The following is a 17,077-nucleotide window of genomic DNA, read 5'->3' as shown; positions in this document are numbered from 1 at the left end:
GCCGCCTTGCTCAGGCAACGTCGCGCAAACGGTCGATATCCCGCGGCAGCATCGGGCGATGGAAGATGAAGCCCTGCGCTTCGCGGCAGCGCAGGGTCTTCAGCGCCACCGCTTCTTCCTCGGTCTCCACGCCTTCGGCCACGGTGTGGAAGCCCAGGTCGTGGGCCAGGGTGATGATCGAGCGCACCATCGCGCCCTTCTGCAGCACGCCGGGGAAGCCCTGCACCAGGCTGCGGTCGATCTTGATCGTGTTGATCGGCAGGGTGGTGAGGTAGGCGAAGTTGCTGTAGCCCGCGCCGAAGTCGTCCACCGCGATGTGCACGCCCATCGCGCTGATCTCGCTGAGCTGGCGCGAGACTTCGGGCGTGCGTTCCAGCCACTCGCCCTCGGTGATCTCGATTTCCAGCAGGGCCGGATCCAGCCCGGTGCGCTTGAGCTGGCTCGACAGGCGCTGCGGCAGGTCGCCGACGCGGAAATCGGCCGGCGAGACGTTCAGCGACAGCCTCAGGTCCATGCCCCGCGCGATCCAGGTCCGCATCTGCGACAGCGCCTGGCGGATCACCCAGTCGGTCACCTGCGGCATCAGCGCGGTGCGTTCGACCACCGGCACGAACTCGGCGGGCGAGACCTCGCCCAGCTCCTCGTGCCGCCAGCGCAGCAGCGCCTCGACCCCGACCATCCTGCGGGTCGCCAGGTCCACGCGGGGCTGGAACATCAGGTACAGCTGGTCGTTGGCGATCGCGGTCGGCAGATCGGCGGCCAGGCGGTAATCGCGGCGCAGCTGCAGGTCGCGCGTGGGTTCGTAGCGCAGCCAGGGCTGGCGCTGGTCCAGCGCCTGGTGCATGGCCACGATCGCCCGGCGCAGCGCGTCGCCGGCGTTGGACGCATCGAAGGCGGTGACGCCGCCGTGGCACATGGGCAGCATCTGCAGGCCGTCGACCAGGACCGGACGGGTGGCCGCCAGCCGCACGCGCTCCAGGATCGCTTCGCGTTCGTCGCTGGACAGGTCGCTGAGCATGAAGGCGAAGCGCGACACGCCGACGTGGTACAGCGGCGCGATGTCGGTCAGCAGCCGGGACAGGCGCTCGCCGACCTGGCGGATCAGTGATTCCACCGGCGCCATGCCGCGCGCCTGGCCCAGCAGGTGCGCGGCATGCACGTCGAACACGTCCAGGACCATCAGCGTGTGGCGATCGTAGGGCCTGGCCTCGATCAGCGCGCCCAGGTCCAGGGTGAACTGCTGGCGGTTGGGCAGGCCGGTGACCGGCTCGCGCCGACCCACCGAGCTCAACAGGCTGATCTGGTCGACGGTCAGCGTCGCCAGCGTCTCCAGTTGCTGGCGCTGCTGGTCGCTGAGCCTGCGCGGGCTGTGGTCCAGCAGGCACAGCGCGCCGATGGCGTATCCGGACGCGGTGATGAGCGGTGCGCCGGCGTAGAAGCGAAGGTGCGGCGCCTGCAGCACCAGGTCGTTGTCGGCGAAGCGCGGGTCCTGGCGCAGGTCCTCGATCTCGACCAGTTCCCGGCGGGTGATGGTGATGTCGCAGACCGACGATGCGCGGGCGAGGGAGCTGAGCGGGAAGCCCTGGCGTGCGATGAAGAACTGCTGCTCCTCGCCGACGATGGAGATCAGCGACATGGGCACGTCGAAGATCTGGCAGACCAGGCGGGTCAGCCGTTGCAGCTCGGGCAGGTCGACGATCTTGGCCAGATCCAGGCTGCGGATCAGTGCCAGGCGTTCATCTTCGGTCTTCAACGACTGGACCATGGGCGTTCCACCAGACAGGGCCGCGAACTAGGCGAGCAGGAAACATGCCAACGAAGAACAGGCTGCGGGGCGGGCACTGGCGTTCGTGTCCAACGTTACGCGCCTGCGCGCGACCGGGACGCGACCATCGGGCGGCTTGTGCAGCGCGGCTCACCTCGCCGTGCGGGTCCATGCCGGACGTGCCGCCGCGCGGCGGGCGCCGGGTGTCCGCGACCGGCGGGCGGAACGTCGCTCCGATCGCCGCCTTGGCGCGCGGACCCGGCGAAATTACAAAGCTGTCCCGTTAAGCTATGCCGACCCAACCGAAGATCCCTGCAGATGCCGCAATCCCCGCCCGTGCCGCATCTGCCCCTGATCGTGGGCTTCGAGGTGCCCGGCCGCGCCGGCGTGGCCGGGCACGACGACGTGCTGGTGGCCCTGCTGGACGCGGCGCCCGGCGCGGAGTGGCTGGCGCAGCTGTCCAGGCACGCGGCCGAGTTCAAGCTGCGGCATGGGTTCAAGGATGTGCGCTGCGTGGACCGCCACCTGTGCGTGGTCGGGCCCAACCCGATCGTCCGCGGCGCGGTCTCGGCCGTGCGCGGCTTCGTCGATCACCTGACCATCCAGGTCCTGGCGGCGCGGATCAAGCGCGAGAAGGGCAGGTCGGCGCAGGCGTCGCCGGCCAGGGAATGGATCGATGCGCAGGTGGCCGAGCAGGTCGAGGGCGTGCCGCGGATGCTGCGCGCCATCCATGAGCTCACCGGCATGCGCTTCACCGCGCTGTCGCGTGTGGACCAGACCCACTGGAGCGCGCTGGCCTTCTACGACCAGCTCGATTTCGGCATGGCGCCGGGCCAGAAGCTGGAACTGGAAGTCACCATCTGCGGCGATGCGCTCAAGTCGCGCGAGGTCATCGTCTTCGGCGCGGCGGCCGACCACCCCGTCTACGCCTGCAGCCCGCTGCCGGCGCTGTACGGCTTCAAGAGCTACATCTCGGTACCGATCCTGATGGACGACGACACGGTGTTCGGCACCGTGTGTGCGCTGGATGCCGAGTCACGCACCATCACCCCGGACATGATCCATCTGATCCAGGCCTACGCACGCCGGATCGCGGACCAGGTCGGGCCGGCGGCTGACTCCTGACGCGCGATCAATGCAAAGCGGCGCACGGCAGGTCCGAAGGCTTGCCGTGCGCCGCGGATGATGTCCTCGGCGTCATGGAGGCAAAACGCCGGGACGCGCGGCCCCGGCGTTGAGGCTTCAGGTGTCGCCGAAGCCGCGGCTGGACTGCGCGGCCGGCGTCGCCGGTTCCGGCTCCCAGCTGGCCGTGGCCGCGCCGATCAGCGGATCGCCGTGCGGCGGCGTGACGTCGCCGCGGTCGTAGGAGGAGGTGGCGGCGGCATCGCGCGCCTGCCGGTCTTTCCAGAGCTTGTAGGCGATGGCGCCGGCGGTGCCGAGGGCGACGAGGCGGAACAGTCCCATGTGCTTCTCCCGGTGAGTGATGGATGCGGCGACCTTGGCACCGGCCGGGTCAGCGGCGGGTGACGGAAACCTGTCCAAAACCTGATGACCGGCGCCGCCCGGCGTGTTCAGGGCAGCACGCCGACCCGTTGCAGCGCCGGCGAGGCGGACATGTCGTTGGGATTGGTGCCCGGCGCGTCCTGCGGCACGGCCATGCCCTTGTCGCGGTAGAAGTCGATCCAGTACTGCGAGATCTGCCCGGTCTGCGGATTGCGGAAGTTCATCGGCTGCAGTGCGAAGACATGGTGCGCGCGGAACGCGCGTTCGATGAAGTCCGAGCAGTAGTAGCTGTCCTCGTTCTGCACGTAGGTCTCGTTGTAGGGCCTGCCCAGCAGCGTGCGCGCCTTGGCGATGGCATCGGGAATCGCCGCGCGCTGGTCGCGCTTGAGCCGGTAGACGACCACCTGCCGCTGCTTCGCCCTGGCCTCCTCGAGGAACCGGGCCAGCGGCTGCGCGCGCGAGCCTGCCTCGTCGGCATGCAGCACCACCGGCGCGCGGCCGTCGTGCGCGACCAGGCCGACATGGTCGTAGCTGGGCTGGCCCCGCTTGCCGGTGGCGTCATCGATCGCGCCGCTCAGGCCGGTCCTGGCCGCGGTCACGAACAGCAGGTCGCCGTCCTGCACGCGGACGCGGGCCTGGGCCGGCAGCGCCAGGAACAGGATCCAGGCAGCCAGCAGCACGAACAAGCGCATCGGGTCGTACCGGCGGAAGAAGGGCCGCCATTATCGCCGCGCGCGCCTGGCAGTGGCGGCGCATGCGGCGCGTGAGGCCGACGTTCGCGCCGCGTCACGGTGCGCGCCGAAGCCGCTCACGGCGTGCTTCGGCCGCCTCGGCAGACTGGCGCTCCCATTCAAGGAGCAACCCCATGTCCGTCGAAAAGCACACCGCCCACGCCGTCAACGACCTGATCGAGATCGCCCGCGACGGCGAGAGCTTCTACCGCGATGCCGCCGAGAAGGTGAAGGATGCCGAGCTGGCCTCGTTGTTCAGCCGCATCGCCGGCACCAAGGCTGACATCGTCAACCGCCTGACCAGCGTGGTGGCCGCCTCCGGCGAGAAGCCGGCAGAGCACGGCACCCTGGTCGGCAGCATGCAGGAACTGTATGGCAAGGTCCGCGCCGCGTTCGGCGACACCCAGTACGGCTATGTGGCCGAGCTCGAGGAGTCCGAGGATCGCCTGCTGAAGGCGTTCAAGGACGCCGCCAACGATGCCGACCTGTCGGTCGCCGCCAAGCAGGAAATCGTGCAGCTGCTGCCCAAGGTGCAGGAGACCCACGCGGTCATGCGCGATCGCAAGCATGCGATGAAGATCGCAAGCATGCGATGAAGCAGGCCAGCTGACGCCGATGCCGGGCGCGGGTCTCGCTCCGTGAGACCCGCGCCCGGCAGGCTAGCGCTGTTCCATGTTCTCTTTCGGCCGGCTCTCACCCCGGCCTTTTTTTTGCCCGGTGTTTCCGGGGCGCTGACCGGGCGGCGTGGTCTGCGTTCTGCTGCCTGGCGGATGCGAGGTCCGTGCTGGCGTGGCCGACAGGGACGCTTCGCCGGCGTCAGTGCCAGGCGACCTCCGATGATGCGCGGCGTTGGCATGCGCATGCGGGGCCGAACCAGCGGTTCGCGAGGTTCCGCGATGGCTCAGGAGACGCCGGCCTCGAGCGCGATGGCGGGCGTCGCGGGCCGGCAAATTACTGGTAGCGCAGGTACTGCCTGCTCAGCGCCAGATACTGGCCCATGTCCACGCCGCCGGTGGCGACCGAGAAGCGCGGCCCGACCGCCATGTCGTAGTCGCGCGTCGGTATGCGCGCTGCGTCGATGACCGTGCCAGGCGCGGCGTCCGGCGCCGCATGGCGGGCAGGCCCGGCGGGCGGCGGCATCACGACTTTCGGCGCGGCTGCGGCGAGCACGGCCGGTGGGGCGGGGGGCGGGGCGACGACCGGCGCGGGTGGAACTGCCGGCGTCGGCGCCTGCAAGGGCGCGGCGCTGGAAATCGGCGCGCTGAGCTTGGTATGGGCCACGCGCGGCGCAGGCGGCTCCGGCATGGGGAGCTCGGGCGGCGTGGGTGTCGCCGCGACGGCGCAGTCAGGAGCCGGGGGCGCGGGTTGCGCCACGGCGGGCGCCGTCTCGAGCGTCGTCGCGGCCGTCGGTTCGGCCGGGGCGTTCGCCACCGCCATGCCATGCGGCACGCCGAGGCCCGGCGTGGCCACCGTGGTGGCCGGGGCCGCCGGCGCGGCGGGCAGCAGGCGCGCGTGCGCTTCGCGGCGCGCCTTCAGCCAGGCGTCGAAGGCGGGCGAGACGGTCTGCGCGCTGGCCTGCGAGGCGAGGCTGGCGAGCACGCAGGCCAGCAGCGCTGCGACGGCTTTGTTCATCGTGGGCCTCCCCCGGGGCTTCAGGCTCGCACAGTGGGCGCGCGTCCGGGGGCTGTCAAGAAAAATGGAGCGTGCCGGGACACGCCGGCGTCCCGGAGCGGCACCGCGAAACGCGGCCGTCGCGCGCGTCGCAGCGCGCGCGGAAACAGGCGGGCTTTAGAACCTCACCTCGACGCCCAGGTTGAGCGCGTCGGCGTAGTTGGGGTCGTACTCGCCGGCGTCGTAGCTGTTGGAATACAGATAGCCGGTGTAGTTCAGGCTCAGGCTGGCGTGGCGGCCAAGCTCCACGCCGATGCCGAGCCCGGCGTAGGCGCCGTAGACGTGTTCGCGGTAGCTGTCGTACTTGATGTACGAGCTGCCGTCTGCGCGATAGTAGCGCCCGATGGCGTCGTACTGCGTCGTGTTTCCGTACCAGTAGCCCAGGCGTGCAAGCGCGAACCAGGGGCTCCGCCGCCCGAAGTTGAAGCGTGCGATGGCACCCAGGCTGTAGAAATCGACGGCGCCATACTTGTCGTCCTGCCGGGTCCTTTCCTGCAGCCTGCCCGCCGTGGCCTCGACCCCGATCAGGGACACCGGGCCGGCGCGCCAGCGATAGCCCGCGCTCAGGCCGTACATCGTCTGGTCGACGTCTTCGTAGACCCAGCCCTTGCCCGCCTGCACGCCGACGAAGGCGCCGCTGGCATTGCGCGGCGGCTCGCGCGGTCGGCGCGGCACGGGCGGCGGCGGGGCCGGCACCGCCGCATACATCGCCGACGGCGGGGCGGCGGCCACGGGCGCATCGGCGCGGGGGGCCACCGGCGGGACCGGCGCGGTGGGCGCCGCCGCCGTCGACGGGGCCGGGCGCGCATCGGAAGAGGCGGGTGCCTGGCTTGCGCGGTGCTCGGTCAGCGGACGTTGCTCGGGCGAGGCCGGTGGTGCGACCGCGCTCGGCTGGGCCGGTGCGCGACGCGACTTGAGCCAGGCGTCGAAGGCCGGCGAAACGGTCTGGGCGCTGGCCTGCGAGGCCAGGCCGGCCAGCAGGCACGTCAGCAGCAGGGCGGATGACTTGTTCATGGCATTCCTTCTCGTCGTGTCGTCCTGGGTCTCATCCCCGCGGCGGCGTGCCGCCAAAGGCGTGCGGGCGCGTCTTCGGAAAGACGCACCCTGCGGGCCAGGAGGCAGGCGCGGATCCCCTTGTTGGCCCGGCGCCCGCGCGACACCGTAGCCCCGCCGCGTCGGCTTGCGCCGCACGGCCCTCGCAGTCCCCTGGCTGCAGCTTCGCACAGTGGCGGGCCGCCCGAAGGCTGTCAAGACAATCGTGAACAGGTTGCGCGGCCCGCCGCATGCGCTGGTGCGTCCGCGCTTGGCCAGGCGTGACGTCCGCCGACGGCGAGCGATCCGCGTGAGGCGAGGGCCTAGCGCCGCACCGCCAGGACGCCGTCCAGCGCGGGCTGCGCCTGGAAGCCGGCCTTCTCCAGGCGCCGGGCGACTTCGCGCGGCACGTCGCGGCCGCTGGTCAGCTTGTTGGGGCTGCCGGTGTAGTGGAACAGCCGCCCGCCGCGCTTGAGCACGCGCGCGAGCTGGTCGTAGAACGCCTGCGCGTACAGCTCGCCGGCGATGCCGAAGCGGGGCGGGTCGTGCAGCGCCGCGTCGAAGGCCGCATCGGGCAGCGCGGCGATCTCGCGCGCGACATCGCCCTGCTGCAACTGCAGGCGGCCGCCGGCTTCGGCCGAGTCCGGATCGGGCGACCACGGGTTGAGCGTGCGCAGCCACAGCACGCTGTCGTTCTTCTCGAACGAGACGATGCGGGCCACGCCATCGGCCAGGCAGCAGGCGGCGAAGTAACCCAGCCCGCCACAGGTATCCAGCACGGTCTTGCCGCGCGGGGCCACCAGCGCCACCTTGCGGCGCGCGTCGTCCAGCGGCGATTCCTTGGACGTCGGCAGCATCTTGATGCCATCGATCTCGAAGGTCGGCACGTCCCATTGCGTGGGCACCAGCTTGATCAGCGAACCGGCGAAACGCGACACCGGCACGAAGTCCTCGCCGTCGAAGTAATACAGCGTGCGATCGCGCGTCTTGCCCGGATACGGATAGCGCACGCCGTGCCATTCCCAGTCGGACGCGCCCAGGCGCGCGGTGCCGGTGGAGCGGCCCAGGTCGAGCGAGCCCTGCCATTCGGACAGGCCGGCATCGCGCGCGGCGATCAAGGCCGTGGCGGTGGTCTGGGTGAGCAGGGGTGCGGTGGGGTGGGGCACGTCACGGCGCGACAGCGAAAGCGGGCCGGCATCGTACCCGACAGGTGGCGAGGGCTCAGGCCGGGTCGGCGTCCAGGTGCACGGTCAAGCCGCTGCGGCCGGGCGCGATGTGATCGGCCAGCACGTGGCGGTCCGGATAATCGCCGCCGTTCTGCGTGCGGAAGGGCAGGGGCGCGTCCTCGAAGAGGCGCTCGACCCGGGTCCGCCAGGCCGCGCTCGCTTCGGCCAGGCGCGCCGCATCGAGCCGGCCGGTGTCGTAGACGGCGAAGCTGGGAAGCACCTGCATGCCCGGGAAGAACAGGGTCCCGTGCGTGATCGGAAACAGCAGATCCTCGAGCGGTCCGTTGATGCCGCGTGGCCCGTAGTCCGCCTCCGGCCCGCCGACGCAGACGCCCAGCAGCGCGCGCTTGCCCGCCAGGCCGCCTTCGCCATAGCGATACGCGTTGCCGGCGCCGCGATAGCCGTAGGCCAGTCCGAAGGCCCAGACCCGTTCGATCCAGCCTTTCATGATGGCCGGCATGCCGAACCACCACAGCGGGAAGACGAGGACCAGCGCATCGGCGGCCATGAGCTTGCGCTGCTCGGCCTCGACATCCGGCGACTGGCGCCCGTTGGCGAAGGCGTGGCCCGATTCCTGGATGAAGGACAGGCGCGCCGCGTCCAGGCGCTGCGGAAAATCGTCCGCGTCGAACACGGCCTTCCAGCCCATGGCGTAGAGGTCCGAATGCTGCACGGCGTGACCCTGGGCCAGGAGCGCGGCGGTGGCGGTGTCGGCCAGGTGCCGCGTCAGGGAGGTCGGTTCGGGATGGGCGTGGACGATCAGGACCTTCATGGCGGTGTGGCGAGGCAGGCGGGAAGCTCACCGTAGGCCCGGCCCCGCTATAGTGGAAATGAATCCTGCCAATGCCAGCTATAGCCATGCACGATCTGCGGCGCCTGGACCTCAACCTGCTGGTCACGCTCGATGCGCTGCTGGCCGAGCACAACGTTACCCGCGCCGCGCAGCGCCTGCATCTGTCGCAGCCTTCGGTCAGCGTGCAGCTGGCCAAGCTGCGCGAGCTGCTGGGCGATCCGCTGCTGTTGCCGGGGCCGCGGGGCATGCGGCCGACCGCGCGTGCCGACGCCCTGCGCGAACCGCTGCGGGCCGCGCTGGAAGCCCTGGGCCAGGCGGTGGCGCCACCGGCGCCGTTCGACCCGGCCACCGCGACGCGGACCTTCCAGCTGGCCGCCAGCGACTACGCCGCCTCGACCATCGTACTGCCGACGCTGGCCGGCCTGCGTACCGCGGCACCCGGCACGCGCCTGGCGGTGCGTGGGCTGGTGCCCCGGCAGATCGTGCAGCAGGCCGAGGCGGGGCAGATCGATCTGGCGTTCCACACCGTCGAGGACGCACCGGAGGGCATGCGGCAGCGCATCCTGTTCGACGAGCGCTATGTGCTGGTCGGCCGCGCCGGCCATCCGGGCCTGAAGCGGCGGCCGACGCTGGCGCAGTTCTGCAGGCTCGATCAGGTGATCGTCTCGCCGGACGGCGGCGGGTTTCAGGGGCCGTCCGACGTCGCGCTGGCGGCGCTGGGCCTGAAGCGCAACGTGGCGCTGTCGGTGCCGCATTTCCTGTTCGTGCTGTCCGCGCTGGTGCGCACCGACCTGGTGGCGATGCTGCCCGAGCGGCTGGTGCGTGGGCATCCGGCGCTGCGCGTGGTGCCCGCGCCGCTGGCCGTGCCCGGCTACCGGATGGCGATGCTGTGGCACGAACGCGTGCACCGCGACCCGGCCCACCAATGGCTGCGCGCGCAGGTCGTGGCGACGGTCGCAGAGCCTTAGCGCGTGTCGTGTGTCGTGTGTCGTCGCGCGAAGGCGCTTTGGCGAAACCTCACCGCCCTCCCAGCAGTCGGTAGAAACGCCCCTCCCCTTTCGCGAAGCGAAGGGGGAGGCGGGGAGGGGGTGCTTTTGCTTTTGCTTCCGCCTCTGCCCTTGCTCCTGCTCTTGCCCTCCCGCGAAGATCGACCTCTCCCCCTCAGTCGCTAGCCGCGACTTCGAGCTCCCTTGGCCTGCGCCTAAAGGGGGGAGCTAACAGCTCCCCGCAGCCCGCTCTAGCGCTTCACCGCGCCCTTGGTCTGCGTCCATTCGTCGGTGACCTGGCCGTCCGCATCGAGGAACTGCAGGCGCGGCGTGCCGTCGGCGTCGACGCGGGCGGTGATGCGCAGCCTGCCGTCGCGGTCGCGCAGGTCCAGCGAGGACGAGGCGTCCGGGTTGCGTCCCAGCCAGGCGCGCTGCACATGCATCGGCGCGCGCGTGGCCAGGAAGGCCTTCAGCGCCGCCTGGCGCTCGGCCTCGCTGGCGCCGGCCTTGGCCTGCATGGCCTTGAGCGCATCCTCCAGCGGCCAGTCCGGCTGGTCCTTGAACTGCACGCCGCTCTTGATCCGCTCGCCGTCCTGCGCCGAGACCCAGGTGGACAACTCGTCCTGGCCGTAGGCATCGAAGGACAGGTGGCCGTCGCGGCTGATGCTGCCGTCGGGCCGCCTGAGCCCGCTGAACACCAGGCCGCCGCTCTCGGTGCCTTCGGCGTCGTAGAAGATCATGCCGGCCGTGCCGTCGGCCTTGCGGCTCTCGTGCGCGTACTCGCGGCCGTGGAAGACCACGCCGGGCAGTTTGGCGGTGTTGGCCAGCACCAGGCGGGTGGTGCCGTCCGGTTCGACCAGGGTGAGTTTCTGCACCGTGATCTCCTCGAAGCTGGCCTTGCCCGGCGCGCGCGTGGCGCCGGTGGTGACCGCCACGACCACCACGGCGGTCAGCGCCGCCGCGTACACCTGCAGGAACCGGGGATGCGAGAACACGCGCATGGGGACACTCCAGTTGGACGGTGGCGCGACCCTAGGCGCGCCGCCGTGGCCGGCCCGTGAGCGCGATCCGCCCCGGCCGGGTTGCCAGCGCCGGGCCAAGCCTTACCATCCTGTCATCGAACCGGCCCGCCACGAGGCCGGCTGGGGATATCAAGGATGTACAGGCGCGGATGGGCCATCGGGTTCGGGCTGGTGCTGGCAGGGTGTGCGGCCTGGGCGCTGGCCCAGGCGGTGCCGATGCCCGCGGCCAGTGCGCCGCCGCCGGTCGCCGATGACGGGGATGGGATCGCGCTGGCCGGCGCCGATGCCGGCGCGGTGCGCACGCCCAGCGCCGCCGACGCCTGGGGCGGCCCGCGCACCGGCCGCGAAGCGACGCTGTCGGACCGCGTGGTCGACTACCGCATCCAGGTGCGGCTGGACGCGATCACCCACACCCTCGATGGCCGCGAACGCCTGACCTGGCGCAACCGCAGCGCGGTGCCGGTCAGCGCGGTCTACCTGCATCTGTACCTCAACGCCTTCCGCAACACCGGCAGCACCTTCTTCCACGAGAAGCACGACCTGGGGCTGGACGCGGGCGGCGATACGCCGGTGCGCCGGGACGGCTGGGGCTGGATCGACATGACCAGCGTGCGCCAGGCGGGCCGGGCGGTGCGGCAGAGCTTCGTCCAGCCCGACGGCGGGCCGGCCACCGACATGACCGTGGTCCGCCTGGATCTGCCGCAGCCGGTGGCGCCGGGGCAGCGCACCACGCTGGACATCGATTTCGCCGCGCAGCTGCCGCGGGTGATCGCGCGCACCGGCTGGTTCGGCAGCTTCCATCTGGTGGGGCAGTGGTTCCCCAAGATCGCGGTGCTGGAACTGCCGGGCGAACGCGGCGCCACCGCGCCGCGCTGGAACGCGCACGAGTTCCATCTGGACAGCGAGTTCTACGCCGACTTCGGCAACTACGACGTCACCGTGGACGTGCCCTCGGACTATCGCGTCGGCGCCACCGGCGTGCTGCAGGGCGCGCCGGAAACCTTCCATCAGCGCACCCGCTACCGCTACGTGCAGGACGACGTGCACGACTTCGCCTGGACGGCCGACAAGCGCTTCGCCACGCCGCTGCGCGGCACCTGGGCCGGAACGGGCAGTCCGGAGGTCGCGGTGCAGGTGCTGTATCCGCCCGAGTACGTGGCCAGCGCCGGGCCCGCGCTCAAGGCCACGCAGGACGCGCTGACGTACTTCTCGCGCACGCTGGGACCGTATCCGTACCGCTCGGTGACGGTGGTGATCCCGCCGTACAACGCCGCCGAGGCCGGGGGCATGGAGTACCCCACCTTCTTCACCGCCGAGGGCTACGCCAAGGTGCCGCCGGGCTCGTCCACCGCCGCGGCGCTGGACTTCGTCAGCATCCACGAGTTCGGCCATGGGTATTTCTACGGGATTCTGGCCTCCAACGAGTTCGAGGAGCCCATGCTGGACGAGGGCCTCAACGAGTTCTGGGACCAGCGCATGCTGCGCGACGGCCATCGCCGCTACGACCTGCTGCCGCCGTGGTTGAACCGCGTGGGCGTGCACCTGCCGGTGACCGACCCGTTCGTGTTCGAGCGCCTGGGCGCGCAGGTCGACGACCCCAGCGATCCCACCGGCGCCAGCGCCTGGAACCGGCTGGACGCCAGCGGCTATGGCTCGGTCTATTCGCGCACCGCCACGCTGATGCGCGACCTGGAGACCGAGCTGGGCAGGCCGGCGCTGGAGCGCGCGTTCAAGGACTACTACACCACCTGGAGGTTTCGTCATCCCTCCATCGCCGACCTGCGCGAATCCCTGGTCGCCTCCACCGGGCAGCGCGCGCTGATCGAGCGCGTGTTCGACCAGCAGGTGTATGCGGTGCACAAGCTCGACGACAGCCTGGCCGACCTGACCAGCGAGCCGGTCACGCCGCTGGCCGGGCGCGTGGTCGAGGCAGGCAGGACGGTCACGCGCGGCGAGGAGGAGACCGAGGCGCTGGCCGACGCGCGCACCGCCGCATGGGACAAGGCGCATCCGCAGGCAGCGCCCGGAGCCGGCCCGTTCGCCTGGCGCACCACGGTGACCGTGCGCCGGCGCGGGGCGGCCGTGCCGCAGACGCTGGTGGTGACCTTCGCCGACGGCAGCACGCGCCGCTTCGACTGGGACGACGCGTTGCCGTGGAAGCGCTGGAGCTTCGTCGATCAGCGAAGGGCGGTGTCGGCCCAGCTGGACCCGCAGCAGCGGCATTTCCTGGACGCGAACAAGCTCGATGACGGCCGGCGCATCGAGGGCGACCACGCCGCGGCGCGGCGCTGGAGCGCCGATATCCTGGCCCTGCTGCAGGCGCTGCAGACCGCGCTGGTGAACCTGTGAGGCGCGCGATGACCGATTTCCATGGCCTGTCGGCCCTGGCGCGCGCGGCGGGCCGCGCGCTGCACTGGCGCGCGCTGCTGCTGTGGTGGGCCAGCCTGTCGCTGGTGGCCCTGGTCGCGGCGCTGCCGCTGTACGCGCTGCTGGACGCGCAGCTCAGCCACGCCATCGACGCGCCACGCCACGCGCAGGCGCTGAGCCTGCTGGTGCTGGGCGATGTGCTCGGCGGCGCGGCCAAGGACACCGGGAGCGCGTGGGGCGTGCTCGCCGCGCTGTGGGGCACGGCGCTGCTGTGGCCCTGGCTGACCGGCGTGATGGTGGCCGCGGTGCGGCTGGGCCGCGGCCCGCGACTGTTCGCGCTGGCCGCCGAGGGCATGCGCGAGTACGGCCGCCAGCTGCGCCTGCTGCTGTGGTCGCTGCTGCCGCTGGCGCCGTTCGTGGCCGCCGGCGTGTGGCTGATGCACGTGGCGCGCGAGCGCCGGCTCGACGCCGTGCTCGAGTCCACCGTCGACTGGACCGAGCGCGGTGCGCTGCTGGCCGCGGTGCTGCTGTGCCTGGTGCCGTACCTGCTGACCGAGTTGACCCGCGCACGCATTGCCGCGCGCGACGACAGCCGCTCGGTGGTGGTGCACTGGTGGCGCGCGCTCAAGCTGTACCTGCGCCGGCCGCTGGCGACCTGGGCGCTGAGCCTGGCGATCCTCGTGCTGGGCGCGCTGACGATCGCCGCGCTGGGCTGGCTGCGGATCGCCGCCTCCGGCCCGGGCTGGGGCGCCTGGTGGCTGGCGCTGGGCCTGACCCAGCTCCTCACCCTGGCCGGCGGCTGGCTGCGGCTGGCGCGCCTGCAGGTGCTGGCGCAGCTGGTCGAGGACGACGCGGTACGACGCGCCATCGAGGCCGACGCCTGGCGTTATGAGGAAGCGGCCTGATCGGCTAGCCGCGTCTGTGCGCGGCGACGGCGCGGCTGCTGCGCGGCGGATGGCGCGCCGGTCGGGCCGGCGTGGCGCCTTGCCTCGCTCAGTGATCGGCTTCGGGATGGCGTGCGCGCCAGGCGGCGAGCTGTTCGCGGTAGCGCGTCATCTCTTCGGCATGCAGGTCATACACGCACGGGTCGCAGCCGCTGTCGCAGCAGTCGCTGGGCAGCGGCGGTTCGGGCGGGACAGGGCGGGGATCGTCTTCAGGCATGCGCCGATTATCCCGCACGGCACCGTGTGCGGGCATGGCATCAATCGCCGCCCAGCTCCAGCTGGGTGAGGTACAGGCGCAGGTCGAACTCCAGCTGGTGGTAGTCGGCGCTCATGTGGGTGCACAGCTGGTAGAAGGCCTTGTTGTGGTCGGCTTCCTTCAGATGCGCCAGCTCGTGGGCGACGATCATCTCCAGGAACGGCGCCGGCGCGTCGCGGAACACGGTGGCGATGCGGATCTCGCGGCTGGCCTTGAGCCGGCCGCCCTGCACGCGCGAGACCTGGGTATGCGTGCCCAGCGCATGCTTGACCACCTGCAGCCTGGGGTCGTAGACCACCTTGTGCAGCGGCGCGCTCTGGCGCAGGTAGCGCTCCTTCATCGCCTGGGTGTAGTCGTAGAGCTGGCGGTCGGTGCGCACGGCGTGGGCGGTGTCGTAGCGGCGGGCCAGCACCTCGCCCAGCTTGCCGGCGTCGATCAGGGCGCGGACCTGCTGTTGCAGGGGCTCGGGATAGCCGGCGAGGTACTTGAGCGGCGTCATGGCGCCCACGATACCGCCGCGGCGCGGACCATGCGGCAGCGCGGCGTGACCGCCACGCGGCGCTGCGGTCCGATTGCTATCTTCCCTTCCGTCCTCGAGCCCCAGGAGCCGCGCATGGCGCCGCGCCACCGTTTCACCGCACACCTGCTGGTTGCCGCCGTCGCCCTGGGGCTGGCCGCCTGCGCCACGCCGCCGGCGCAGGTATCGCAGGCGCCTGCAATCGCCACGACCGCGGCGCCGGCCACGCCGGACCAGCTCTATCCGCGGCTGTTCGAGGCGGTGCAGATGGGCCGGGTGTTCGAGGACCAGAAGCACTTCGTGGACATGACCGTGCGCGGCGATCCGGCCCGGGTCGAGGCCGAGTACCTGGCCGCGCGCGGCCAGCCGGGCTTCGACCTGAAGGCGTTCGTGGCCACGCACTTCGACGAGGACCCGCCGCTGCAGGTGCCGACGCTGGCCCAGGACACCGACCTGCGCGGCCACATCGATGCGCTGTGGCCGGTGCTCACGCGCAGCTTCCGCCAGGTGCCCCCGCACAGCAGCGCGCTGGCGCTGCCCGAGCCGACGGTGGTGCCGGGCGGGCGTTTCCGCGAGGTGTACTACTGGGATTCGTACTTCACCATGCTGGGGCTGTTCGAGAGCGGCCGCGGCGCGCTGGCGCGGCAGATGCTGGACAACTTCGCCTACCAGGTCGATACCTACGGCCATATCCCCAACGGCACGCGCAGCTACTACCTCAGCCGCTCGCAGCCGCCGTTCTTCGCCTTCATGGTCAGCGAGGCGTCCGCGCAGCAGGGCGATGAGGTCCGGCGCCGCTACCTGCCGCAGCTGCAGGCCGAGTACGCCTACTGGATGCGCGGCAGCGAGGCGCTCAAGCCCGGCCAGGCCTCGGCGCGCGTGGTGCGCCTGGCCGACGGCAGCCTGCTCAACCGCTACTGGGACGACCGCGACATGCCGCGCCAGGAGGCCTGGGCGCACGATGTGGCCACCGCCGCGCAGGTGCGCGCGTCGCGCCCGGCCGGCGAGGTCTACCGCGACCTGCGCGCGGCGGCCGAGTCGGGCTGGGATTTCTCCAGCCGCTGGTTCGACGATCCGCAGCAGCTGGGCAGCATCCACACCACGCAGATCGTGCCGGTGGACCTCAACAGCCTGATGTACCACCTGGAGGCCACGCTGGCGGCGGCCTGCGCACAGCAGCCCGGCGCCTGCCGCATCGACTACGCCACGCGCGCCGCGCAGCGCCAGGCCGCCATCGAGCGCCACCTGTGGAATCCGGCCGGCTACTACGCCGACTACGACCTGCGCACGCGCGCCCCGCGCGACCGGGTGACCGCGGCGATGCTCTACCCGCTGTTCGCCGGGCTGGCCTCGCCCGACCACGCGCAGCGCACCGCGGTCACCGTGCAGGCGCAGCTGGTCGGCCCGGGCGGCCTGGTCACCACGCCGGTGCGCAGCGGCCAGCAATGGGATGCGCCCAACGGCTGGGCGCCGCTGCAGTGGGTGGCGGTGGACGGCCTGCGCCGCTACGGCCAGGACGCGCTGGCCGAACGCATCGGGCGCGCGTTCCTGGCGCGGGTGTCGGGCGTGTTCGATGCCGAGCACAAGCTCACCGAGAAGTACGACGTGCTGGTCACCGGCCAGCGCGCCGGCGGCGGCGAGTACCCCAACCAGGACGGCTTCGGCTGGACCAACGGCGTGACCCTGCGCCTGCTGGACCTGTACCCGCCGTCAGGACGCTGACAGCCCCGGCACCGGCCTGCGCTTATGATCGGTGGCCCGGTGCGGGGCCGGTGCCGGAACAGACCGACCCTGAGACGCCCACGATCCGCTTCAGGCCCATGACCCAGCTGCAGGCAAGACGGGTGCTGCTCGTCGACGACAACGAACTCATCCGCGAGATGGCCGCCGACGTCCTGGCCGATGAAGGCATGCAGGTCGTCCAGGCGGGCGATGCCGAGCAGGGGCTGGACCAGCTGCGCGCGCAGCCCGGCTTCGACCTGCTGCTGACCGACGTCCGTCTGCCGGGCATGAGCGGACGCGACCTGGCCGACGCGGCGCGCGCGCTGACGCCGGCGCTGCCGGTGATCTTCATGACCGGCTATGCCGAGGAGGCGCTGGAGCGTCCGGATTTCCTCGGCCCAGGCATGCAGCTGTTGCGCAAGCCGTTCTCGCTGGCGGACCTGATGGCGATGGTGCGCGGCTGTCTGCCGCAGGCCGGCCCGGCGTAGCGCCCGCGCTGAAGTTCAAGGGATGACGGCAACCCTGCTGGGCATGAGGATCAA

At 71.5% G+C, this 17,077-nt stretch carries 17 protein-coding genes; 7 read left to right on the top strand and 10 right to left on the bottom strand.

Annotation, left to right across the window (positions count from 1 at the left end; translation table 11 throughout):
• Window positions 1–10 precede the first annotated feature (10 nt).
• Entirely contained in the window at window positions 11–1,765 is a 1,755-nt protein-coding gene (locus LAJ50_RS17965; protein ID WP_138653022.1) for a sensor domain-containing phosphodiesterase, read from the bottom strand.
• 336 nt (window positions 1,766–2,101) lie between these two features.
• On the opposite strand from LAJ50_RS17965, the gene LAJ50_RS17960 reads away from it, so the two are divergent.
• Window positions 2,102–2,890 (top strand): GAF domain-containing protein, encoded by a 789-nt coding sequence (locus LAJ50_RS17960; protein WP_224096375.1) that lies wholly within the window; start codon window positions 2,102–2,104, stop codon window positions 2,888–2,890.
• 117 nt (window positions 2,891–3,007) lie between these two features.
• Here LAJ50_RS17960 and LAJ50_RS17955 read toward each other — a convergent pair whose 3' ends face one another.
• Together LAJ50_RS17955 and LAJ50_RS17950 are read right to left on the bottom strand one after the other, a co-directional pair.
• Entirely contained in the window at window positions 3,008–3,229 is a 222-nt protein-coding gene (locus LAJ50_RS17955) for a hypothetical protein (RefSeq protein ID WP_130552300.1), read from the bottom strand.
• A gap of 107 nt (window positions 3,230–3,336) precedes the next feature.
• A complete protein-coding gene (locus LAJ50_RS17950; RefSeq protein ID WP_138653026.1) occupies window positions 3,337–3,960 on the bottom strand; it encodes a YiiX/YebB-like N1pC/P60 family cysteine hydrolase in 624 nt (207 codons plus the stop codon).
• A gap of 173 nt (window positions 3,961–4,133) precedes the next feature.
• Here LAJ50_RS17950 and LAJ50_RS17945 point away from each other — a divergent pair, with 173 nt between their 5' ends.
• Window positions 4,134–4,595 carry a PA2169 family four-helix-bundle protein gene (locus tag LAJ50_RS17945; RefSeq protein WP_138653028.1) on the top strand — a complete coding sequence of 154 codons (462 nt, stop codon included), beginning with the start codon at window positions 4,134–4,136 and terminating at the stop codon, window positions 4,593–4,595.
• Between the two features lie 355 nt (window positions 4,596–4,950).
• Here LAJ50_RS17945 and LAJ50_RS17940 read toward each other — a convergent pair whose 3' ends face one another.
• From LAJ50_RS17940 to LAJ50_RS17925, 4 genes are all read right to left on the bottom strand, one after another.
• The gene (locus tag LAJ50_RS17940; protein WP_224096374.1) at window positions 4,951–5,631 is read right to left on the bottom strand and encodes a hypothetical protein; all 681 of its coding nucleotides are present in this window, start codon (window positions 5,629–5,631) and stop codon (window positions 4,951–4,953) included.
• A 156-nt stretch (window positions 5,632–5,787) separates the two neighbouring features.
• Complete coding sequence (locus tag LAJ50_RS17935; RefSeq protein WP_224096373.1) at window positions 5,788–6,684, bottom strand: porin family protein; 897 nt, start codon at window positions 6,682–6,684, stop codon at window positions 5,788–5,790.
• Between the two features lie 341 nt (window positions 6,685–7,025).
• Window positions 7,026–7,868 (bottom strand): SAM-dependent methyltransferase, encoded by an 843-nt coding sequence (locus LAJ50_RS17930; RefSeq protein ID WP_138655034.1) that lies wholly within the window; start codon window positions 7,866–7,868, stop codon window positions 7,026–7,028.
• A 55-nt stretch (window positions 7,869–7,923) separates the two neighbouring features.
• Window positions 7,924–8,700: an NAD(P)H-dependent oxidoreductase gene (locus LAJ50_RS17925; protein WP_138655036.1), complete on the bottom strand. Its 777-nt coding sequence runs from the start codon at window positions 8,698–8,700 to the stop codon at window positions 7,924–7,926.
• Between the two features lie 86 nt (window positions 8,701–8,786).
• Here LAJ50_RS17925 and LAJ50_RS17920 point away from each other — a divergent pair, with 86 nt between their 5' ends.
• The gene (locus tag LAJ50_RS17920) at window positions 8,787–9,689 is read left to right on the top strand and encodes a LysR family transcriptional regulator (RefSeq protein ID WP_138655038.1); all 903 of its coding nucleotides are present in this window, start codon (window positions 8,787–8,789) and stop codon (window positions 9,687–9,689) included.
• A gap of 269 nt (window positions 9,690–9,958) precedes the next feature.
• Here the strand turns inward: LAJ50_RS17920 and LAJ50_RS17915 are convergent, their stop codons facing one another.
• Window positions 9,959–10,708 carry a hypothetical protein gene (locus LAJ50_RS17915; RefSeq protein ID WP_138655040.1) on the bottom strand — a complete coding sequence of 250 codons (750 nt, stop codon included), beginning with the start codon at window positions 10,706–10,708 and terminating at the stop codon, window positions 9,959–9,961.
• Window positions 10,709–10,864: 156 nt separating this feature from the next.
• Here LAJ50_RS17915 and LAJ50_RS17910 point away from each other — a divergent pair, with 156 nt between their 5' ends.
• The gene (locus LAJ50_RS17910; protein WP_224096372.1) at window positions 10,865–13,078 is read left to right on the top strand and encodes a M1 family metallopeptidase; all 2,214 of its coding nucleotides are present in this window, start codon (window positions 10,865–10,867) and stop codon (window positions 13,076–13,078) included.
• Between the two features lie 8 nt (window positions 13,079–13,086).
• Window positions 13,087–14,001, top strand: coding sequence for a hypothetical protein (locus LAJ50_RS17905; protein ID WP_138655042.1), 915 nt, complete (start codon window positions 13,087–13,089; stop codon window positions 13,999–14,001).
• An 88-nt stretch (window positions 14,002–14,089) separates the two neighbouring features.
• On the opposite strand, the gene LAJ50_RS17900 is transcribed toward LAJ50_RS17905, so the two are convergent.
• Entirely contained in the window at window positions 14,090–14,257 is a 168-nt protein-coding gene (locus LAJ50_RS17900; protein WP_138655044.1) for an oxidoreductase-like domain-containing protein, read from the bottom strand.
• A gap of 40 nt (window positions 14,258–14,297) precedes the next feature.
• A complete protein-coding gene (locus LAJ50_RS17895; protein ID WP_138655046.1) occupies window positions 14,298–14,795 on the bottom strand; it encodes a M48 family metallopeptidase in 498 nt (165 codons plus the stop codon).
• 114 nt (window positions 14,796–14,909) lie between these two features.
• Between LAJ50_RS17895 and treA the strand changes: the two genes are divergently transcribed.
• A complete protein-coding gene (gene treA / locus LAJ50_RS17890; RefSeq protein WP_138655048.1) occupies window positions 14,910–16,535 on the top strand; it encodes an alpha,alpha-trehalase TreA in 1,626 nt (541 codons plus the stop codon).
• A gap of 125 nt (window positions 16,536–16,660) precedes the next feature.
• Window positions 16,661–17,023: a response regulator gene (locus LAJ50_RS17885; RefSeq protein ID WP_171044678.1), complete on the top strand. Its 363-nt coding sequence runs from the start codon at window positions 16,661–16,663 to the stop codon at window positions 17,021–17,023.
• Window positions 17,024–17,077 lie beyond the last annotated feature (54 nt).

Origin of the sequence: Pseudoxanthomonas sp. X-1 (genome assembly GCF_020042665.1) — a bacterium.
In the GTDB taxonomy this organism is placed as follows: domain Bacteria; phylum Pseudomonadota; class Gammaproteobacteria; order Xanthomonadales; family Xanthomonadaceae; genus Pseudoxanthomonas_A; species Pseudoxanthomonas_A spadix_A.
Note: the sequence above shows the minus strand (reverse complement) of the source record. Positions and strands in the feature narration are given on the sequence as shown.